Consider the following 20,749-nt stretch of genomic DNA (forward strand, 5'->3'; position numbering starts at 1 on the left):
CAGGTCCTACCGGGTCACTTCTCCAGCGGCACGCCGGCCCCGACCGGCGGCTCCTCCGCCGACGGGTGCTCCTTGATCACCACGTCGAAGGGCACGATCGTCGCGACGACGTTGGGCAGCTTGCCGACGGCGCGGGCGATGTGGTCGGCGGTGCGCCGGTGCAGCAGCCGGCCGAGGATCGGCGAGTAGTTGCGCTCCGGGATCAGCAGGGTGATCTGGCTCTTCTGGTCGGCCGTGTTGCGGGTGATCAGCTCCAGCAGCGAGCGGGTGATCCGGCGGTCCGGGCACTGGACGACCTCCAGCGGCAGGTCGCCCACCTCGGCCTCGGACCACTGGGCGGCCAGCTTCTCGGCCTCCAGGTTGTCGATCATGAAGTGGACGGCGCGGATCTCCGAGGGGCGCAGCGAGCGGGCGTAGCTGATCGCCTTGAGCGCGGCCAGGTCGACCCGGTCCACCAGGATGTACATCACCTGGCGGCGGTACTTGGGGTTGGCGGTGTCGGCGGAGGCGGCGGTCAGGGTGGCGGCCTCGTCGCGGTAGCGCTTGTTGACCTTGATCAGCGCCCAGACGCCGAGCGGGAAGATCACCACGACCACCCAGGCGCCCTCGGTGAACTTGGTGACCGCGAAGATCGCGACGACGCAGATGGAGAGCGCGGCGGCGGTGGCGTTGATGGCGATCTTGATGGCCCGCTTGGGCTCGTTCGGCCGGTCGATGAAGTGCTTGACCAGGCCGCAGCCGGCCATGAAGAAGCCGGTGAAGACGCCGATGGCGTAGAGCCCCAGCAGGCTGTCCAGCTGGGCGTTGGTGACGATCAGCAGCACCAGCGAGACCGCGGTCAGGGTGATGATGCCGCTGGAGAAGGCCAGCCGGTGCCCGCGCCGGGTCAGCTGGCGCGGCAGGAAGGAGTCCTCGGCCACGAAGCTGGCCAGGAAGGGGAAGCCGTTGAAGGAGGTGTTGGCACCGGTGTAGAGGATCAGCGCGGTGGCGAGCTGCAGGAAGACCAGGCCGGCCTGGCCGAACCAGCTCGACCCGAAGATCAGATTGCCCTCCTGGGCGAGCACCGAGGGGCTGCCGTCCACATAGGGGATGGAGTGGGTGCGCCAGGCCAGGATCGAGACGCCGAGCACCAGGGTGCCCAGGGTGACCGACATGGCCACCAGGGTCTTCCGGGCGTTGCGGCCCTGCGGGCTCTTGAACGCGCTGACGCCGTTGGAGATGGCTTCGAGGCCGGTCAGCGAGGTACCGCCGTTGGCGAAGGCGCGCAGCAGCATGAAGACCATGCTGACCTTGAGCAGCGACTCGCCGCCGTGGACGCCGAGCGGCGTGGCGCCGGCCGCGTGGACGTCGGCCATCGGGATGTGGCCGAAGACGCCCCGGATGATGGCGACGGAGAACAGCAGGCCCATCGCGCCCATGTAGAGGTAGGCGGGGGCGGCGAACGCCTTGCCGGCCTCACGGATGCCGCGCAGGTTGCCCCAGCAGAGCAGCAGCACGATGAAGACCGAGATCGGCAGCTGGTAGTTGTCGACCCAGTCGTAGTGCTTTCCGCCGAGCAGGTGAACCAGCGACAGCAGGGCGACCGTGCCGGCGGCGGTCTGCACGGCGACGGTGACGATGTAGTCGATCAGCAGCGCGACGGCCGCGACCTGGGCCACCCGGGGGCCGAAGTTCTCACGGGCGACGACGTAGGAGCCGCCGGCCCGGGTGTAGACCATGACGACTTCGCGGTAGCAGAGCGTCAGCACCGTCAGCACGAAGAGGACGACACCGGTGATCGGCATCAGCAGCCCGAAGGCCGACAGGCCGACGACCCCGATCATCTGCACCAGCATGGCCTCGGAACCGTAGGCCGAGGAGGAGATGCAGTCCGAGGCCAGGACACCGAGGGCGACCGGGTTGGACAGCTTCTCGTGGGCCAGCTGCTCGGTGGTGAGCGGTTTCCCGAGCAATCGTTTCTTCACCCGGTAGCCGAGGCTCTCCGGAAGTTCGACGACCCCGGGGCGCGCCAACAGGGCCGCGTCACCGCCGCCGCCGCCCGACGAGTCTGCTGCCGAGCTGACACTGGTGCGGCTGTCCATGCCGTATCCGATCCGCGAATGCCGTTGCTGACGAAGGAGCTGCGCACCCGGGAGCGGATGCACCCGTGCATGCTTACTCTCGCCTGGGCGGACAAAACGGTCAAAAGCAGTAGCCGTTAAGGATTTGTTGCCGATCTTAACGACATATTGACACTCATCCCTTCGTTACACCGGAACAAAACAGGCCCCGGTGGCCGGATCGCAGCAGCTCGATCCGTCCACCGGGGCCTGGATTGGCGGAACCGTCGGTCCGGCTCAGTCCACCGTCCAGGTGTCGGTACCGGTCAACAGGGCGTCAAGGTCACCCGGGCCGCGCCGGGCGGCGGCCGTCTCCAGCTGGTCGGCCATCAGGGTGTCGTAGACGGGTCGGCGGACGCTGCGCAGCACCCCGATCGGGGTCCGGTACAGGGTGTCGTTCCCGGCCAGCCGGGTGAGCGCGAAGGCGGTGGTCGGATCGGCCGCATGGGCGTCGTGGACCAGCACCTCGGCCTGGTTGCCCTCGGTCACCGGGGCGGTGACCAGCCCGCCGGTGGCCGGGTCGCGGAAGACGCCCTGGCCGCCGTCGGCGCCGAAGCGGATCGGCCGGCCGTGCTCCAGCGGAATCAGCGCCTCGTCCCGGGTGGCCGGCTCCTTGAGGGTGTCGAAGGCTCCGTCATTGAAGATGTTGCAGTTCTGGTAGATCTCCACCAGCGCGGTGCCCTCGTGCTGCGCGGCCTCCCGCAGCACCGACTGGAGGTGCTTCCGGTCGGAGTCGATGGTGCGGGCGACGAAGGTGGCCTCCGCGCCCAGGGCCAGCGACAGCGGGTTGAAGGGGGCGTCCAGCGAGCCCATCGGGGTGGACTTGGTGATCTTGCCGACCTCGCTGGTGGGCGAGTACTGGCCCTTGGTCAGTCCGTAGATCCGGTTGTTGAACAGCAGGATCTTGAGGTTCACGTTCCGGCGCAGTGCGTGGATCAGGTGGTTGCCGCCGATGGACAGCGCGTCGCCGTCGCCGGTGACCACCCACACCGAGAGGTCCCGGCGGGAGGTCGCCAGTCCGGTGGCGATGGCCGGGGCCCGCCCGTGGATGGAGTGCATCCCGTAGGTGCTGAGGTAGTAGGGGAAGCGCGAGGAGCAGCCGATCCCGGAGATGAAGCAGATGTTCTCCCGGGCCAGGCCCAGCTCGGGCAGGAAGGACTGGACGGCGGCGAGGATCGCGTAGTCCCCGCAGCCGGGGCACCAGCGGACCTCCTGGTCGGACTTGAAGTCCTTCATCGCCTGCGGGGCGGCGGCCTTCGGCACCAGCGTCAGCAGCGCGCGCCCGGCGCCGTCGGTCGGGGTCTGCGGCATCGAGGTGGGCGGCGTCGGGGTGGGCGGCGTCGGGGTGTCAGGCATCCACGGCCTCCAGGTGGGCGGTGAGGGCGTCGGCCAGCTGCTCGGCCTTGAACGGCAGGCCGGTGACCTGGGTGAAGGATCTGGCGTCCACCAGGTACTTCGCCCGGACCAGGTGGGCCAGCTGGCCGAGGTTCATCTCCGGGACGACCACCCGGTCGTAGCGGGCCAGCACCTCGCCCAGGTTGGCCGGGAAGGGATTGAGGTGCCGCAGGTGGGCCTGGGCGACCCGGCCCCCGGCGGCGCGCACCCGGCGGGCGGCGGCGGCGATCGGGCCGTAGGTCGAGCCCCAGCCCAGCACCAGCAGCCGGGCCTCGCCGCCCGGGTCGTCGACCTCCAGCGCGGGCACGGCGATGCCGTCGACCTTGGCCTGCCGGGTGCGGACCATGTGGTCGTGGTTGGCCGGGTCGTAGGAGATGTTGCCGGTGCCGTCCTGCTTCTCGATGCCGCCGATCCGATGCTCCAGGCCGGGGGTGCCCGGCACGGCCCAGGGCCTGGCCAGGGTCTCCGGGTCGCGGAGGTAGGGCCAGAAGCTGCCGTCCGGGCGGTTCGGGGCGGTGGCGAACTGCGGGCGGAGGTCCGGCAGCTCGCTCTGCTCCGGGATCCGCCAGGGCTCGGAGCCGTTGGCCAGGTAGCCGTCGGAGAGCAGGAAGACCGGGGTGCGGTAGGTCAGCGCGATCCGGGCGGCCTCCAGGGCGGCGGTGAAGCACTCGGCCGCCGTGGCCGGGGCGACGATCGGCACCGGGGCCTCGCCGTTGCGCCCGTACATCGCCTGCAGCAGGTCGGCCTGCTCGGTCTTGGTCGGCAGCCCGGTCGAGGGGCCGCCCCGCTGGATGTCGACGATCAGCAGCGGCAGCTCCAGCGAGACCGCCAGGCCGATGGTCTCCGACTTCAGCGCCACCCCGGGACCGGAGGTGGTGGTCACCCCCAGGGCGCCGCCGAAGGCCGCGCCCAGCGCCGCGCCGATGCCGGCGATCTCGTCCTCGGCCTGGAAGGTCCGGACGCCGAAGCTCTTGTGCTTGGACAGCTCGTGCAGGATGTCCGAGGCCGGGGTGATCGGGTAGGAGCCGAGGTAGAGCGCCAGCCCGGACAGCTTCGAGGCGGCGACCAGCCCGTAGGCCAGCGCCAGATTGCCGGAGATGTTGCGGTACCGGCCGGGCGCGAAGGCCGCGGTGGCCGGGGCGACCTCGTAGGAGACGGCGAAGTCCTCGGTGGTCTCGCCGTAGTTCCAACCCGCCTTGAAGGCGCTGATATTGGCCTCGGCGATCTCCGGCCGCCTGGCGAACTTGGTCCGCAGGAACCTTTCGGTGCCCTCGGTCGGCCGGTGGTACATCCAGCTGAGCAGCCCCAGCGCGAACATGTTCTTGGCCCGCTCGGCGTCCTTGCGGGCCAGGCCGCTGTCCTTCAGCGCTTCGACGGTCAGGCTGGTCAGCGGCACCGGGTGGACCGCGTAGCCGGCCAGCGAGCCGTCGGCCAGCGGGTCGGCCGTGTAGCCGACCTTGGCCAGCGCCCGCTTGGTGAACTCGTCGGTGTTGACGATGATCTCGGCCCCGCGCGGGACGTCGCCGAGGTTGGCCTTGAGCGCCGCCGGGTTCATCGCCACCAGCACGTTCGGGGCGTCGCCCGGGGTGAGGATGTCGTGGTCGGCGAAGTGCAGCTGGAAGCTGGACACCCCGGGCAGGGTGCCGGCGGGGGCCCGGATCTCGGCGGGGAAGTTGGGCAGGGTGGAGAGGTCGTTGCCGAAGCCGGCGGTCTCGGTGGTGAAGCGGTCGCCGGTGAGCTGCATCCCGTCACCGGAGTCGCCGGCGAAGCGGATGACGACCCGGTCGAGCCGCTGCACCCGCCGCGGGGCGGGCCCGGTGGGCACCGCGGCGGGCGGCGGCCCCTCGGCTTCGATCGGCTCCTGGACCTGACTGGTCAACGCAAGGACCTCCCTCGACGGGGCTGCTTGGTGCATCGATCGTCATCCTAAGCCGGTCGGGGCCGCCCTTCACGGTAAGCCGGGGACACGTCTCCAGGTTGCCCGAAATCACGTCGCCAGCAGGATGATTGACTGCTCATCAGATGTTTGTGGCGACGGTCGGGGAGCTCAGCAGTTGAACACGGGTCAGCCGTTGATGTAGGTCAGCACGGCCAGCACCCGGCGGTGGTCCTCCGGGCTCTGGGACAGGCCCAGCTTCATGAAGATATTGCTGACGTGCTTCTCCACCGCGCCGTCGGAGACCACCAGCTGCCGGGCGACGGCCGCGTTGGTGCGACCCTCCGCCATCAGCCCCAGGACCTCCCGCTCACGCGGCGTCAGACTGTCCAGCACATCGTGCTTCCGGCTGCGGCCGAGCAGCTGGGCGACCACCTCCGGGTCCAGCGCGGTGCCGCCCTGGGCCACCCGCTGCACCGCCTCGACGAACTCCCGGACGTCGGCGACCCGGTCCTTCAGCAGGTAGCCGACTCCCCGGGTCGAGCCCGAGAGCAGCTCCGAGGCGTAGCGCTCCTCCACGTACTGGGACAGCACCAGCGTCCCCACGCCCGGGTGGCGGCGGCGCAGTTCGACGCAGGCGCGGACGCCCTCGTCGGTGTGGGTGGGCGGCATCCGGACGTCCGCGACCACGACGTCGGGCAGCTCGCCCCGCAGTGCCAGCTCGTCCAGCAGGGCCAGCAGTTCCTCGCCGTCGCCGACCCCGGCCACGACCTCCAGGCCGCGGTCGGTCAGCAGCCTGGTCAGGCCCTCCCGCAACAGCACCGAGTCCTCGGCGATGACTACCCGCACGTGCGCACTCCCTCGTCCCCCGGGGCGACCGTCCGGCTGCCCCTCGCGGGAACAGTCTCGCCGATGTGCGCGGTACCCGCCGTCACATCGTGCGGAGCGCCACCGCATCGCAGAGGCCCTCCAGGGCCGACCTGGCGGAGCAGTCCGGCAGCCGGACCAGCAGCTCGCGGGCGGCCTCGGCGTAGCGCAGGGTGTCCTCGCGGGCGCGGGCCAGCGCCGGGTGGGCGCGCAGCAGCAGCAGTGCCTCGGCGTGCCGGGCGTCGGCGTCCGGGACGGCGGGGGCGAAGCCGGCGTCCAGCAGCTCGCGCAGCCGGAGGTCGCCGGGGACGGCGGGGTCGGGCTCGGCGGCCCGGAGCAGCAGCACCGGCAGCGTCGGCACGCCCTCGCGCAGGTCGGTGCCGGGGGTCTTGCCGGACTCCTCGCTGTCGCTGGCGATGTCGAGGATGTCGTCGGCGAGTTGGAAGGCGATACCGATGCGCTCGCCGTACTGGGTGAGCACCTCGGTCACGTCCTCGTCGGCGCCGGACATCAGCGCGCCGAAGTGGCAGGCCACCGCGATCAGCGAGCCGGTCTTGCCGGAGAGGACGTCGAGGTAGTGCTGGACCGGGTCCTGACCGGGACCGGGGCCCGCGGTCTCCTGGATCTGGCCGGTGACCAGCCGTTCGAAGGCGTCGGCCTGCAGCCGGACCGCCTCCGGGCCGAGCCCGGCGAGGATCTTCGACGCCCGGGAGAAGAGGAAGTCGCCGGTGAGGATCGCCACCGAGTTGTCCCAGCGGACGTTGGCGCTGGCCGAGCCGCGCCGCATCAACGCCTCGTCCATGACGTCGTCGTGATAGAGCGTGGCCAGGTGGGTGAGTTCGACCACCACCGCGGAGGGAACCACCCCGGGCGCGTTGGGATCGCCGAACTGGGCGGCCAGGTGGACCAGCAGCGGACGGAAGCGCTTGCCCCCGGCGTCGAGCAGATGCTGTGCGGTCACTGTGATGAACGGCACATCGCTCTTGGTGGCCTCACACAGCGCCTGCTCCACGGCAGCCATGCCGAGGAGGACGTCCGCTTCCAGTGCCTGGTCCTGCACGCTCAGCCCCAAGGGCCCCACGACGGTCACCGGGAACTCTCCTGTCGCTGTGGTCGGTCACACGGCTTCTTCCCGAGCCGCTACTGCCATCCTGAGCAGCGTATCCGGTCAAGAGATGATCAATGCTCCGGCCCGGCGTGGCAAGCGCCACGCCGGGCCGGACTTCGGGGCCGATGCCCGCCGTCAGTGGATGAAGACGGACGCCTGACCGGCCAGGTGGAGGAAGTACTGCGGCAGGATGCCGAGCACCAGGGTGACCGCCACCCCGAGCGCGATCGCGGTGCCGGTGAAGACGCTCGGCACCGCGACGCTCGGGCCGTCAGGTCGCGGGTCGGAGAAGAACATCAGCACGATGACCCGGATGTAGAAGAAGGCCGCCACCGCCGAGGAGAGCACACCGACGATCACCAGCGGGGTCGCCCCGCTGGCGGCGGCGGCCTGGAAGACCGCGAACTTCCCGGCGAAGCCGCTGGTCAGCGGGATCCCGGCGAAGGCCAGCAGGAACAGCGCGAAGACCGCCGCGACCAGCGGCGAGCGCCGGCCGAGCCCGGCCCAGCGGGACAGGTGGGTCGCCTCCCCGCCGGCGTCGCGGACCAGGGTGACCACCGCGAAGGCGCCGAGGGTCACGAAGGAGTAGGCGCCGAGGTAGAACAGCACCGCGGAGATCCCGGCCTTGTTCATCGCGATCACGCCGGTGAGGATGAATCCGGCGTGGGCGATGGAGGAGTAGGCCAGCAGCCGCTTCACATCGGTCTGGGTGACCGCGATGATCGAGCCGACCACCATGGTCAGGATCGCCACGCCCCACATCACCGGACGGAAGTCCCAGGTCAGGCCGGGGAAGGCCACGTAGAGCAGGCGCAGCAGCGCACCGAAGGCGGCGACCTTGGTGGCGGCCGCCATGAAGCCGGTGACCGGCGTCGGCGCCCCCTGGTAGACGTCCGGGGTCCAGGAGTGGAAGGGCACCGCGCCGACCTTGAACAGCAGGCCGACACCGATCATCGCCATCCCGATCAGCAGCAGCGCGTCGTTGCCGGTGGTGTTGGCCAGGGCCGGGGTGACCGGCGACTCGGTCCCGGAGACCACCGCGGCGATGCCGCTGAGCGAGACCGTGCCGGCGTAGCCGTAGAGCAGCGCCAGCCCGAACAGGAAGAAGGCCGAGGAGAACGCCCCGAGCAGGAAGTACTTGACCGCCGCCTCCTGCGAGAGCAGCCGCCGGCGGCGGGCCAGCGCGCAGAGCAGGTAGAGCGGGAGCGAGAAGACCTCCAGCGCGATGAACATGGTCAGCAGGTCGCCGGCGGCCGGGAAGAGCAGCATCCCGACCACGGCGAACATGGTCAGCGGGTAGACCTCGGTGGTGGCGAAGCCGGAGCGGACGGCGGACTTCTCCGCGTCGCTGCCGGGCACCGCCGCCGCCTGCGGGGTGAAGGCGTCGACCGGGGCGCCGTTGGCTGCGGTCCCGGTCTCCAGCCGGCGTTCGGCGAAGCCGAGCACCGCGACGATCGAGATCAGCAGGATGGTGCCCTGGAGGAAGAGGGCAGGACCGTCGACCGCGACCGCGCCCTGGACGGCCAGGTCGGCCTTGGCCCCGGCGTAGCCGTCGGCGGCCAGCAGCACGATCGCCACGAAGGCCGCGACCAGTCCGGTCAGGGCGATGCCGATCTGGGTCCAGTAGCGGCCCTTCCGGGGCACGAAGGCCTCGGCCAGGATGCCGAGCACGGCCGCGCCGGTGACGATCAGCATCGGCGACAACTGGGCGTACTGGACGTGCGGTTGGGTGAAGGTGCCGATGGTCGAGGACGTCGACGAGTCGGCGAGTGTCCACAGGCTGTGGACGGCGCTCGGCGCGCTGCTCACTGTCCGCCTCCGGTCGTGGTGGTTGTCGTCCCCGTGGTGCCGGTCGCGGTGACCGGGTGCGCGGGGGCGGGATCGGTCCGCTGGACGGCGGAGAGCGTGGCGTTGACGGCCGGGTTGACCAGGTCGGTGAGCGGCTTCGGGTAGACGCCGAGCACCAGCAGCAGCGCGATCAACGGGGTGACCACCACCAGCTCCCGGGCCCGGAGGTCACGGAAGCCGCTGACCGCGGCCTTGACCGGACCGGTCATGGTGCGCTGGTAGAGCACCAGCACGTAGAGCGCGGCCAGGACGATGCCGATGGTGGCGATGATGCCGATCACCGGGTACCGGGTGAAGGTGCCGACCAGCACCAGGAACTCGCTGACGAAGGGCGCCAGTCCGGGCAGCGACAGCGTCGCCAGACCGCCGATCAGGAAGGTCCCGGCCAGGATCGGCGCGACCTTCTGGACGCCGCCGTAGTCGCCGATCAGCCGGCTGCCCCGACGGGACATCAGGAACCCGGCCACCAGCAGCAGCAGCGCGGTCGAGATGCCGTGGTTGACCATGTAGAGCGTCGCCCCGGCCTGCGCCTGCGAGGTCATCGCGAAGATGCCCATGATGATGAAGCCGAAGTGCGAGATGGACGCGAAGGCGATCAGCCGCTTGATGTCCTTCTGACCGACCGCCAGCAGCGCCCCGTAGATGATCCCGATCAGCGCCAGCACCAGGATCGCCGGGGCGAAGGTCCTGGAGGCGTTCGGGAACAGGTAGAGGCAGTAGCGCAGCATCGCGAAGGTGCCGACCTTGTCGACCACCGCCGTGATCAGCACCGCCACGCCCGGGGTGGCCTCGCCCATGGCGTTCGGCAGCCAGGTGTGCAGCGGCCAGAGCGGGGCCTTCACCGCGAAGGCGAACATGAAGCCGAGGAACAGCGCGTTCTCGGCGACCGGCGAGAAGTGCAGCTTGCCGCTGGCCAGCGCCCGGGTGATGGTCGGCAGGTCGAAGGTGCCGTGGCCGCCGGTGCCGATGCCCTGCTGGGCGGTGATCACATAGAGCCCGATCACCGCGGCCAGCATGATCAGTCCGCCGAGCAGGTTGTAGAGCAGGAACTTGACGGCCGCGTAGGAGCGCTGCTTGGCGTCCTCGCCCTGGGTGCGGTCGCCGAAGCCGCCGATGAGGAAGTACATCGGGATGAGCATGGCCTCGAAGAACACGTAGAACAGGAAGACGTCGGTGGACTCGAAGGAGAGCACCACCATCGCCTCGACCGCCAGGATCAGGGCGAAGAAGCCCTGGGTCCGGCGGCTGCGCTCGAAGGTGCCGGCGTCGTTGGCGACCGGGTCGGCGTCGTGCCAGGAGGCCAGCATCACGAAGGGCACCAGGACCGCGGTGAGCAGGATCAGCACCACCGCGATGCCGTCGACGCCCAGGCTGTAGCCGATGCCGAAGTCGGCGATCCACGGGTGCGACTCGGTGAACTGGTAGTGCGCCCCGCCGGGGGTGAAGCGGACCGCGATGACGATGGACAGTGCCAGCGTCGCCAGCGAGAGCGCCAGCGGGATGATCTTGTTGAGGTCGCGTCGCCGGGGATTGGTGGCGGCCGGTAGGGCCGCGGTGAGGACCGCGCCGACGGCCGGCAGCGCGGCGGTCACGGTCAGCAGCGGGAAGGAGCTCACATCGACCTCATCAGGAGAGTCGTGGCCACCAGCACCAGCGCACCGCCGAACATCGACAGCGCATAGGAGCGGACATAGCCGGTCTGCAGCTTGCGGGCGCGTCCGGAGACCCCGCCGACCAGGGCGGCGACGCCGTTGACCACGCCGTCGAAGCCCTTGGCGTCCAGGTAGACCAGGAAGCGGGTGAGGTGCTCGCCGCCGCCGACCAGGACCACGTGGTTGAAGTCGTCCTGCAGCAGGTCGCGCCGGGCGGCCCGGGTGAGCAGCGAGCCCAGCGGCGGGGTGGCCGGCACCGGGCGGCGGCCGTACATCAGCCAGGAGGCCAGCACCCCGAGCGCGATCACCACCATGGAGATCAGCGTGACGCTGAGCGAGGTCAGCGGGGAGTGGCCCTCCTCGTGACCGGTGACCGGGGTCAGCCAGTTGACGAAGGAGCTGTTCAGCGAGAACAGCCAGCCGGCGAAGACCGAGCCGAAGGCCAGCACCACCATCGGGACCACCATGGTCTTCGGGGACTCGTGCGGGTGCGGCGGGTGGGCCTCGCCCGCGGCGGAGCCGCTGATGTCTGGAGTGGGGACCCAGCGCTTCTCGCCGAAGAAGGTCATCAGCATCACCCGGGTCATGTAGAACGCGGTGACGCCGGCCCCGATCAGGGCGGCCGTGCCGAGGATCCAGCCCTCGGTGCCGCCGCGGGCGAAGGCCGCCTCGATGATCTTGTCCTTGGAGAAGAAGCCGGACAGGCCGGGGAAGCCGATGATCGCCAGATAGCCGAGGCCGAAGGTGACGAAGGTCAGCGGCATGTACTTGCGCAGCCCCCCGTACTTCCTCATGTCGACCTCGTCGTTCATCCCGTGCATCACCGAGCCGGCCCCGAGGAACAGCCCGGCCTTGAAGAAGCCGTGGGTGACCAGGTGCATGATGGCGAAGACGTAGCCGATCGGACCGAGCCCGGCCGCCATGATCATGTAGCCGATCTGCGACATGGTCGATCCGGCCAGGGCCTTCTTGATGTCGTCCTTGGCACAACCGACGATGGCACCGAAGAGCAGCGTCACCGCGCCCACGCAGACCGTGGCCAGCTGGGCGGTCGGGGCCAGGTTGAAGATCGCGCCGGAACGGGTGATCAGGTAGACGCCGGCGGTGACCATGGTCGCCGCGTGGATCAGCGCCGAGACCGGGGTCGGGCCCTCCATCGCGTCACCGAGCCAGGACTGCAGCGGCACCTGCGCCGACTTGCCGCAGGCGGCCAGCAGCAGCATCAGCCCGATGCCGGTCAGCGTCGCCTTCGAGGCGTGGCCCGCGTTCGGGAAGACCGCGCCGAAGGTGAAGCTGCCGAAGGTGCTGAACATCAGCATGATCGCGATCGACAGTCCCAGGTCGCCGACCCGGTTCACCAGGAAGGCCTTCTTGGCGGCGGTCGCGGCGCTGGGCTTGTGCTGCCAGAAGCCGATCAGCAGGTACGAGGCCAGGCCCACGCCCTCCCAGCCGACGTACAGCAGCAGGTAGTTGTCGGCCAGGACCAGCAGCAGCATGGCCGCCAGGAAGAGGTTCAGATAGCCGAAGAAGCGCCGGCGGCGTTCGTCGTGCTCCATGTAGCCCACCGAGTAGAGGTGGATCAGCGAGCCGACACCGGTGATCAGCAGCACGAACACGATGGAGAGCTGGTCGAGCTGGAAGCCCACCGGGGCCTGGAAGCCGTTGACCGGCACCCAGGTCCACAGGGTGATGTGGGCCGCCCGCGAGCCGACCGGCTGCCCGAGCATGTGGAAGAAGAGGGTGAGCCCCACGGCGAAGGAGGCGGTGGAGGCGAGGACGCCGAGCCAGTGGCCGAAGGCGTCCAGGCGGCGTCCGCCCAGCAGGAGCACGGCGGCTCCGGCCAGGGGCACCGCGACCAGTACGGGGATGAGATTGTCCACGGTCAGTCAGCCTCCGCCGCTACAGCTTCATGAGGTTGGAGTCGTCGACCGAGGCCGAGTGACGGGTGCGGAAGACGCTCACGATGATCGCCAGTCCGACGACGACCTCGGCGGCGGCCACCACCATGGTGAAGAAGGCGATGATCTGCCCGTCCAGGTTGCCGTGCAGCCGGGAGAAGGTGACCAGGGCCAGGTTGGAGGCGTTGAGCATCAGCTCCACGCACATGAACAGCACGATGGCGTTGCGCCGCACCAGCACGCCGGTGGCGCCGATGGTGAACAGCAGGGCCGCCAGATAGAGGTAGTTGACGGGGTTCACTCGGAGGCCCCTCCGTTCTCACCGGGTACGACGGGAGCTGCGGGCGTCTTCTGAAGGTTCGTCAACTCCGAGCTGGTGCGCGGCTTCGGCGCCTTGCGATCGAGCCATTCGGCGGTGCCGGCCTCCAGCTCGTCCATCCGTCGCAGCATGTCGCCGCTGACGTCGCGCATCTGGCCCCGGGCCCGCAGCGTCGGGTTGACCGACAACTCGGCGATGCTGCCGTCCGGCAGCAGGCCGGGGATGTCCACCGCGTTGTGCCTGGCGTAGACGCCGGGGGCCGGCAGCGGGGTGATCTGGGTTCCCAACCTGACCCGCTGCTCCGCGAGTTCGCGCTGGGACTGGCGTTCCTCGGTGTGCTCCCGGTGGGTCAGCACCATCGCCCCGATCGCGGCGGTGATCAGCAGCGCGCCGGTGACCTCGAAGGCCCAGACGTACTGGCTGAAGATCCGCAGCGCCAGCCCCTGGACGTTGCCGCCGGCCGCCGCGTCGGCCGCGCCGACGCCGGTGAAGGTGCGCAGCCCGGCGTTGCCGATGCCGACGATCAGCATCGCCCCGAAGCCGAGGCCGCCGAGGACCGCCGCCACGCGCTGGCCCTTCAGCGGCTCCTTCACCGCGTCCTCGGCGGTCACGCCGACCAGCATCACCACGAACAGGAAGAGCATCATGATCGCGCCGGTGTAGACGACGATCTGGACCACGCCGAGGAAGACCGCGCCCTCGGCCAGGTAGCAGACGGCCAGGGCCAGCATGGTGGCCGCGAGGCAGAGCGCGGAGTGCACCGCCTTCCGGCAGAGCACCATGCCCAGCGCTCCGGCCACGGCGATCACCGCGAGCACCCAGAACTGCACGGCCTCACCGGTGGAGGCGGCCCCGGTCAGCGGGACGGCGAGCTCGTTCATGCCGACGCCCCCTCGGCCTTGGGCCCGGTCTCCGCGGTCTCGCCCTTGCTGACCGCCACCTGCCGGACCGTGCCCGGCGCGGCCTCGGTGACCGCGCCCCGGTAGTAGTCGCCCTCGTCCGTCCCGGGGAAGATCGAGTGCGGGGACTCGACCATGCCCTCGGTCAGGCCGGCCAGCAGCTGCTCCTTGGTGTAGATCAGCGACTCCCGGCTGCTGTCCGCGAGTTCGTACTCGTTGGTCATCGTCAGCGCCCGGGTCGGGCAGGCCTCGATGCAGAGTCCGCAGAGGATGCAGCGGGCGTAGTTGATCTGGTAGACCCGGCCGTAGCGCTCGCCGGGCGAGTAGCGCTCCTCGTCGGTGTTGTCCGCGCCCTCCACGTAGATGGCGTCGGCCGGACAGGCCCAGGCGCAGAGCTCGCAGCCGATGCACTTCTCCAGCCCGTCCGGGTGGCGGTTCAGCTGGTGCCGGCCGTGGAAGCGGGGCGCGGTGGGCTTCTTGTACTCCGGGTACTGCTCGGTGAGCCGCTTCTTGAACATGGCCGTGAAGGTCACGCCGAAGCCGGCGGCGGGGCCCAGTCCGAACGAGGAACGCTCGGACGAGTCATCACTGGGCATCGTCGTCTCCTCCCTTCAGTGCGGAAACGTTGGCTGCGGAAACGGGCTGCGGGATCCGGGAGGGCCGGCGCGGCGTGGGCGGCAACTGCTGCCCGGGCAGCGGCGGCACCGGGAACCCGCCGGCCATGGCGTCGAACTCCGGCTCGGGCGCGGTCTCCTCGGGGGCCCGGCGGTTGCGCAGGGTGTCCCAGACGATCGACAGCAGCACCACCGCCAGGATCGCGCCGACGCTGACCAGCACCAGGTCGGTGTAGTGGGTGCCGCGGTTCCGCAGCGTCCGCACCGTGGCGACCAGCACCAGCCAGACCAGCGAGACCGGGATCAGCACCTTCCAGCCCAGCTTCATGAACTGGTCGTAGCGCAGCCGGGGCAGGGTGCCGCGGAGCCAGATGAAGAAGAACAGCAGCAGCTGGATCTTGATGACGATCCAGAGCATCGGCCACCAGCCGTGGTTGGCGCCCGCCCAGAAGGCGGTGATCGGCCACGGCGCGCGCCAGCCGCCCAGGAACATCACGCTGGCGACGGCCGAGACGGTCACCATGTTGATGTACTCGGCCAGCATGAACATCGCGAACTTCAGCGAGGAGTACTCGGTGTTGAAGCCGCCGACCAGCTCGCCCTCGGCCTCGGGGAGGTCGAACGGCGCCCGGTTGGTCTCGCCGACCATCGAGATGATGTAGATGATGAAGCTGACCGGCAGCAGCAGCGCGAACCAGGTGTGCTGCTGGGCGGCGACGATCCCGGAGGTGGACATGGTCCCGGAGTCCAGGAAGACCGCCGCGAAGGACAGGCCCATGGCGATCTCGTAGGAGACCATCTGCGCGGCCGAGCGCAGCCCGCCGAGCAGCGGGTAGGTCGAGCCCGAGGCCCAACCGGCCAGCACGATGCCGTAGATCCCGATCGAGGCGATGGCCAGGACGTAGATCATGGCCACCGGGAAGTCGGTGAGCTGCATCGTGGTCCGGGTGCCGAAGATCGAGATCTCGTGGTCGGCCGGTCCGAAGGGGATCACCGCGAAGGCCATGAAGGCCGGGACCGCCGAGATGACCGGGGCCAGGATGTAGACCACCTTGTCGGAGGCGGTGACGACCAGGTCCTCCTTGAGGGCCAGCTTCACCCCGTCCGCGAGGCTCTGCAGCATGCCCCAGGGACCGTGCCGGTTGGGGCCGATCCGCAACTGCATCCAGGCGACGACCTTGCGCTCCCAGACGATCGCGATCAGCACCGTGCCGACCAGGAAGGCGAAGCAGAACACGGCCTTGACGACCACCAGCCACCAGGGGTCGGTGCCGAACACCGAGAGGTCCTCGGTCGCGGCGAGCAGGGCTGCCTGAGCCGCCATCAGTTCACCTCCAGGGTGGTCGGGGCCTGGGCCAGTCCGACGACGCGGCCGGGGAGCACGCCCAGGGCGCGGGTGGCGCCGCCGGGGGTGGAGTTGAGCGGGATCCAGACCACCCGGTCCGGCAGGTCGGGGGTGATCGCCAGCGGCAGGGTGACCGAGCCGGCCGGTCCGGAGAGCGAGAGCGGCGCACCGTCGGCGACGCCCACCTCGGCTGCGGTGGCCGGGGACAGCCGGGCCACCGCCGGGTGGCGGGTGCCGGCCAGCGCCGGGTCGCCCTCCTGCAGCGAGCCGTTGTCCAGCAGCATCCGCCAGCCGCCGAGCACCGCCTCGCCCGCGCCGGGGCGCGGCAGCGGACGGGCCTGCTCGGCCGGGGGGTCGAGCGGCGCGTGCCCGGCACCGGACCAGGCGCCCAGGGCGTCCAGTTCCCGGCGGGCCGCGGTGAGGTCGGGCAGGCCCAGGTGCCGGTCCAGCGCGTCCGCCAGCATGTGCAGCACCCGGAGGTCGCTGCTCAGATGACGCCGGGTCAGCTGGTCGGCCTTGATCGCGGTCTCGAACATCCGGACCCGGCCCTCCCAGTCCAGGAAGGTCCCGGCCTTCTCGGCCACCGCCGCCACCGGCAGCACCACGTCGGCGCGCTCGGTCACCGCGCTGGGCCGCAGCTCCAGGCTGACCAGGAAGCCGACCCGGTCCAGCGCCGCCTCGGCGGCGGCCGGGTCGGGCAGGTCGCCGGTGTCCACCCCGCCGACCACCAGCGCCTCGACGTCGCCGTTGGCGGCGGCGGTGAGGATGCCGTTGGTGTCGCGGCCGAACCGGGCCGGAATGCCGGCGATGCCCCAGGCGGCGGCGGTCTCGGCGCGCGCCTCTGGGTCGGTGACCGGGCGTCCGCCGGGCAGCAGGCCGGGCAGCGCGCCGGCCTCGACCGCGCCGCGCTCGCCGGCCCGGCGCGGGATCCAGGCCAGCCGGGCACCGCTGGCCCGGGACAGCCGGACCGCCGCGCTCAGCGCGCCCGGCACCCCGGCCAGCCGCTCGCCGACCAGCACCACCGCGCCGGGCTGCCGCAGCGCCTCGGCCGCGCGTCCGGCGTCGCCGTCCAGCGGGTCGCCCTCGGCCAGCGCCTCCAGCCACTCGGTCTCGGTGCCGGGCGCGGCCGGCAGCAGGGCGCCGCCGAGCTTGTGCAGGCCCCGGGTGCCGTAGGCGGCGATCGAGAAGACCTGCTGCCGCCGGGTCCGAGCCGCCTTGCGCAGCCGCAGGAAGACGATCGGCGACTCCTCCTCGGGCTCGAAGCCGACCAGCAGCGCCGCCGGGGCGGCCTCCAACTGCTCGTAGCTCAGGCCGTGGTGGTGCGGGCCGCCGCCGACGTCCACCCCGCGCCCGGCCACGGCCGAGGCGAGGAAGTCCGCCTCCTCGGCACTGTGCACCCGGGCCCGGAAGTCGACGTCGTTGGTGCCCAGCGCGACCCGGGCGAACTTGGCGTAGGCGTAGGCGTCCTCCACCGTCGACCGGCCGCCGACCAGCACCGCCGCGCGTCCGTGCGCGGCGGCCAGCCCGGCCGCGGCCGCGGCCAGCGCCTCCGGCCAGGAGGCGGGGACCAGCACGCCGGTCTCGTCCCGGACCAGCGGCGTCTCCAGCCGCTCCCGGGACTGGGCGTAGCGGAAGCCGAAGCGGCCCTTGTCGCAGGTCCACTCCTCGTTCACGGACGGGTCGTCACCGGCCAGCCGGCGCATCACCTTGCCGCGCCGGTGGTCGGTCCGCACCGCGCAGCCGGAGGCGCAGTGCTCGCACACCCCGGGTGAGGAGACCAGGTCGAAGGGGCGGGAGCGGAACCGGTAGGCGGCCGAGGTCAGCGCGCCCACCGGACAGATCTGGATGGTGTTGCCGGAGAAGTAGGAGCGGAAGTCCTCGCCCTCGCCGATGCCCACCTGCTCGTTGGCGCCGCGCTCGATCAGGTCGATGAACGGGTCGCCGGCGATCTGCTCGCTGAAGCGGGTGCAGCGGGCGCAGAGCACGCAGCGCTCCCGGTCCAGCAGCACCTGGGTGGAGATCGGCACCGGCTTCTCGTAGGTGCGCTTGACGCCCTCGAACCGGCTCTCCGCCTGTCCGTGCGAGAGTGCCTGGTTCTGCAGCGGGCACTCGCCGCCCTTGTCGCAGACCGGGCAGTCCAGCGGGTGGTTGATCAGCAGCAGCTCCATCACGCCGTGCTGGGCCTTCTCGGCCACCTTCGAGGTGACCTGGGTGCTGACGACCATCCCGTCGGTGCACGGGATGGTGCAGGAGGCGACCGGCTTGCGCTGGCCCTCGACCTCGACGATGCACTGGCGGCAGGCCCCGACCGGGTCCAGCAGCGGGTGGTCGCAGAAGCGGGGGATGGTCACGCCGATCATCTCGGCGGCCCGGATGATCAGTGTGCCCTTCGGCACATGGACCTGGACGCCGTCGATGGTGACGGCGAGCAGTTCCTCCTTCGGTGGCGGGGCAGCGGCCGCACCGGGAGCTTCCGAGGTGACGGTCATGCAAGCACCCCCTTCTCCTGGGCGGTGTGGTGGGTGGACGGCGCGGAGCCGCCGCGCGGGCGGCCGTCGGCCCAGACGGTGGCGGCCGCCGGGTCGAACGGGCAGCGGCCCTCGGCGAGGTGCTGCTCGTACTCCGCGCGGAAGTACTGGAGCGAGGAGAAGATCGGGCTGGCGGCGCCGTCGCCGAGGGCGCAGAAGGACTTGCCGTTGATGTTGTCGGCGATGTCGTTCAGCTTCTCCAGGTCGCCCTCGACGCCCTGGCCCGCCTCGATCCGGCGGAGCAGCTGGACCAGCCAGTAGGTGCCCTCACGGCAGGGGGTGCACTTGCCGCAGGACTCGTGGGCGTAGAACTCGGTCCAGCGGGTGACCGCCCGCACCACGCAGGTGGTCTCGTCGAAGATCTGCAGTGCCTTGGTGCCGAGCATCGACCCGGCGGCGGCGACGCCCTCGTAGTCGAGCGGGACGTCGAGGTGGGCGTCGGTGAACATCGGGGTGGAGGAGCCGCCAGGGGTCCAGAACTTCAGCCGGTGCCCGGCCCGCACTCCCCCGGTCATGTCCAGCAGCTGGCGCAGGGTCAGACCGAGCGGCGCCTCGTACTGGCCGGGGTTGGTGACGTGCCCGGAGAGCGAGTAGAGGGTGAAGCCCGGGGACTTCTCGCTGCCCATGGAGCGGAACCACTCCTTGCCCCGGTGCAGGATGCTCGGCACCGAGGCGATGGACTCGACGTTGTTGACCACCGTCGGACAGGCGTAGAGGCCGGCGATGGCCGGGAACGGCGGCCGCAGCCGGGGCTGGCCGCGCCGTCCCTCCAGCGAGTCCAGCAGCGCCGTCTCCTCGCCGCAGATGTAGGCGCCGGCCCCGGCGTGGACGGTGATGTCCAGGTCGAAGCCGGAGCCGAGGATGTTCTGGCCGAGGTAGCCGGCCTCGTACGCCTCGGCGACCGCGCCGTGCAGCCGGCGCAGCACCGGCACGGTCTCGCCGCGCAGGTAGACGAAGGCGTGGCTGCAGCGGATCGCGTAGCTGGCGATCACCATGCCCTCGATCAGCGCGTGCGGGTTGGCGAACAGCAGCGGGATGTCCTTGCAGGTACCCGGCTCGGACTCGTCGGCGTTGACCACCAGGTAGTGCGGCTTGCCGTCACCCTGCGGGATGAACTGCCACTTCAGTCCGGTGGGGAAGCCGGCACCGCCGCGACCGCGCAGTCCGGCGTCCTTGACCAGGGCGATGACCTCGTCCGGGGTCGACCGCAGGGCCTCGCGCAGGCCCAGGTAACCGTCGTGGCGGCGGTAGGTGTCCAGCGTCCAGGGGCGGTCGTCGCCCCAGCTCGCGGACAGGACCGGGGAGAGCAGCTTCTCCGGGTGCTCGGCGGTCATTCGGCCGCTCCTTCCTGGGCTGAGGAGGCCTCCGGCGGCGCGTCCTCGTGGGGTGCGCCCTCGGGAGCTGCGCCCTCGGGGCGGCGGGCTTCCTCATGGGCGGGCGCGTCCTCGTGGCGGGGGGCGACCACGCGCCGGGGTCCGGCGCCGGGCAGGGCCTCGCCGCGGGAGAGCCGCAGCCCGGCCATCGAGGGTGCGCCGCCGGCCCCGGACTCGTCGTTGGCCCCGGGGCGTTCGTCGGGGAAACCGGCCAGGATCCGGGAGGTCTCCCGGAAGCTGCACAGCTTGGCGCCCCGGGTCGGCCTGACCTCGCCGCCCCGGCCCGCGCGCAGCTCGTCGACCAGGGCCTTGGCGCTGTCCGGGGTCTGGTCGTCGAAGAACTCCCAGTTGACCATCACCACCGGGGCGTAGTCGCAGGCCGCGTTGCACTCGATGTGCTCCAGCGAGACCGAGCCGTCCTCGGTGGTCTCGTTGTTGCCGATGCCGAGGTGCTGCTGCAGCTCCTCGAAGATCTGGTCGCCGCCGAGCACCGCGCACAGGGTGTTGGTGCAGACGCCCACGTGGTACTCGCCGGCCGGCTGCCGCCGGTACATCGAGTAGAAGGTGGCGACGGCGGTCACCTCGGCCGTGGTCAGCCCCAACTGCTCGGCGCAGTAGCGCATCCCGCTGCGGCTGACGAAGCCCTCCTCGGCCTGGACCAGGTGCAGCAGCGGCAGCAGCGCCGAGCGGCTCTCCGGGTAGCGGTCGATCAGCTCCTGGGCGTCCGGGTCGAGCCGGGCCCGGACCGCCGCCGGGTAGGCGGGGGCGGGGAGCTGGGGCAGGCCCAGCAGGGTCGGGCTGGTCGTGCTCTCGTCGGTGGTCACCGGTCCACGCCTCCCATCACGGGGTCGATCCCGGCCACGGCGACGATGACGTCCGCGACCTGTCCGCCCTCACACATCGCCGCCATGGACTGCAGGTTGGTACT

General features: G+C 70.9%; 15 protein-coding genes and 1 pseudogene. All 16 read right to left on the bottom strand.

Features of this window, described 5'->3' with window-relative positions; translation table 11 throughout:
- Positions 1-14: 14 nt before the first annotated feature.
- Complete coding sequence (locus BS75_RS17645) at positions 15-2,081, bottom strand: APC family permease (protein WP_081982407.1); 2,067 nt, start codon at positions 2,079-2,081, stop codon at positions 15-17.
- A 255-nt stretch (positions 2,082-2,336) separates the two neighbouring features.
- A complete protein-coding gene (locus tag BS75_RS17650) occupies positions 2,337-3,410 on the bottom strand; it encodes a 2-oxoacid:ferredoxin oxidoreductase subunit beta (RefSeq protein ID WP_034093253.1) in 1,074 nt (357 codons plus the stop codon).
- A 37-nt stretch (positions 3,411-3,447) separates the two neighbouring features.
- Entirely contained in the window at positions 3,448-5,349 is a 1,902-nt protein-coding gene (locus tag BS75_RS17655; protein ID WP_042438187.1) for a 2-oxoacid:acceptor oxidoreductase subunit alpha, read from the bottom strand.
- A gap of 210 nt (positions 5,350-5,559) precedes the next feature.
- Positions 5,560-6,219 carry a LuxR C-terminal-related transcriptional regulator gene (locus BS75_RS17660; protein ID WP_034088923.1) on the bottom strand — a complete coding sequence of 220 codons (660 nt, stop codon included), beginning with the start codon at positions 6,217-6,219 and terminating at the stop codon, positions 5,560-5,562.
- 82 nt (positions 6,220-6,301) lie between these two features.
- The gene (locus tag BS75_RS17665) at positions 6,302-7,327 is read right to left on the bottom strand and encodes a polyprenyl synthetase family protein (RefSeq protein ID WP_034088924.1); all 1,026 of its coding nucleotides are present in this window, start codon (positions 7,325-7,327) and stop codon (positions 6,302-6,304) included.
- A 153-nt stretch (positions 7,328-7,480) separates the two neighbouring features.
- A complete protein-coding gene (gene nuoN, locus BS75_RS17670) occupies positions 7,481-9,154 on the bottom strand; it encodes an NADH-quinone oxidoreductase subunit NuoN (protein WP_034088925.1) in 1,674 nt (557 codons plus the stop codon).
- Positions 9,151-10,809 (bottom strand): NADH-quinone oxidoreductase subunit M, encoded by a 1,659-nt coding sequence (locus BS75_RS17675; RefSeq protein ID WP_042438152.1) that lies wholly within the window; start codon positions 10,807-10,809, stop codon positions 9,151-9,153. Before BS75_RS17675 ends, nuoN begins: the two co-directional genes overlap by 4 nt.
- Positions 10,806-12,725 carry an NADH-quinone oxidoreductase subunit L gene (gene nuoL / locus BS75_RS17680; protein ID WP_034088926.1) on the bottom strand — a complete coding sequence of 640 codons (1,920 nt, stop codon included), beginning with the start codon at positions 12,723-12,725 and terminating at the stop codon, positions 10,806-10,808. The genes BS75_RS17675 and nuoL overlap by 4 nt, the downstream gene beginning before the upstream one ends.
- 19 nt (positions 12,726-12,744) lie before the next feature.
- On the bottom strand, positions 12,745-13,044 hold the full coding sequence (nuoK, locus tag BS75_RS17685) for an NADH-quinone oxidoreductase subunit NuoK (RefSeq protein ID WP_034088927.1): 300 nt from the start codon (positions 13,042-13,044) through the stop codon (positions 12,745-12,747).
- Positions 13,041-13,943, bottom strand: a complete 903-nt coding sequence (locus tag BS75_RS17690) for an NADH-quinone oxidoreductase subunit J (protein ID WP_081982409.1) — start codon at positions 13,941-13,943, stop codon at positions 13,041-13,043. The genes nuoK and BS75_RS17690 overlap by 4 nt, the downstream gene beginning before the upstream one ends.
- Positions 13,940-14,557: an NADH-quinone oxidoreductase subunit NuoI gene (nuoI, locus tag BS75_RS17695; protein ID WP_034088928.1), complete on the bottom strand. Its 618-nt coding sequence runs from the start codon at positions 14,555-14,557 to the stop codon at positions 13,940-13,942. Before nuoI ends, BS75_RS17690 begins: the two co-directional genes overlap by 4 nt.
- Entirely contained in the window at positions 14,547-15,899 is a 1,353-nt protein-coding gene (nuoH, locus tag BS75_RS17700) for an NADH-quinone oxidoreductase subunit NuoH (protein ID WP_042438153.1), read from the bottom strand. The genes nuoI and nuoH overlap by 11 nt, the downstream gene beginning before the upstream one ends.
- Positions 15,899-18,409: an NADH-quinone oxidoreductase subunit G gene (locus BS75_RS17705; RefSeq protein ID WP_034088929.1), complete on the bottom strand. Its 2,511-nt coding sequence runs from the start codon at positions 18,407-18,409 to the stop codon at positions 15,899-15,901. The genes nuoH and BS75_RS17705 overlap by 1 nt, the downstream gene beginning before the upstream one ends.
- Positions 18,406-19,782, bottom strand: coding sequence for an NADH-quinone oxidoreductase subunit NuoF (nuoF, locus tag BS75_RS17710; RefSeq protein WP_034088930.1), 1,377 nt, complete (start codon positions 19,780-19,782; stop codon positions 18,406-18,408). Before nuoF ends, BS75_RS17705 begins: the two co-directional genes overlap by 4 nt.
- The gene (nuoE, locus tag BS75_RS17715; protein ID WP_231607813.1) at positions 19,779-20,645 is read right to left on the bottom strand and encodes an NADH-quinone oxidoreductase subunit NuoE; all 867 of its coding nucleotides are present in this window, start codon (positions 20,643-20,645) and stop codon (positions 19,779-19,781) included. Before nuoE ends, nuoF begins: the two co-directional genes overlap by 4 nt.
- Positions 20,642-20,746: pseudogene (locus BS75_RS48320) on the bottom strand (NADH-quinone oxidoreductase subunit D-related protein); the annotation flags it as partial. The pseudogene BS75_RS48320 and the gene nuoE, both read right to left, overlap by 4 nt.
- Positions 20,747-20,749: the final 3 nt, after the last annotated feature.

Origin of the sequence: Streptacidiphilus albus JL83 (genome assembly GCF_000744705.1) — a bacterium.
GTDB classification, from domain to species: domain Bacteria; phylum Actinomycetota; class Actinomycetes; order Streptomycetales; family Streptomycetaceae; genus Streptacidiphilus; species Streptacidiphilus albus.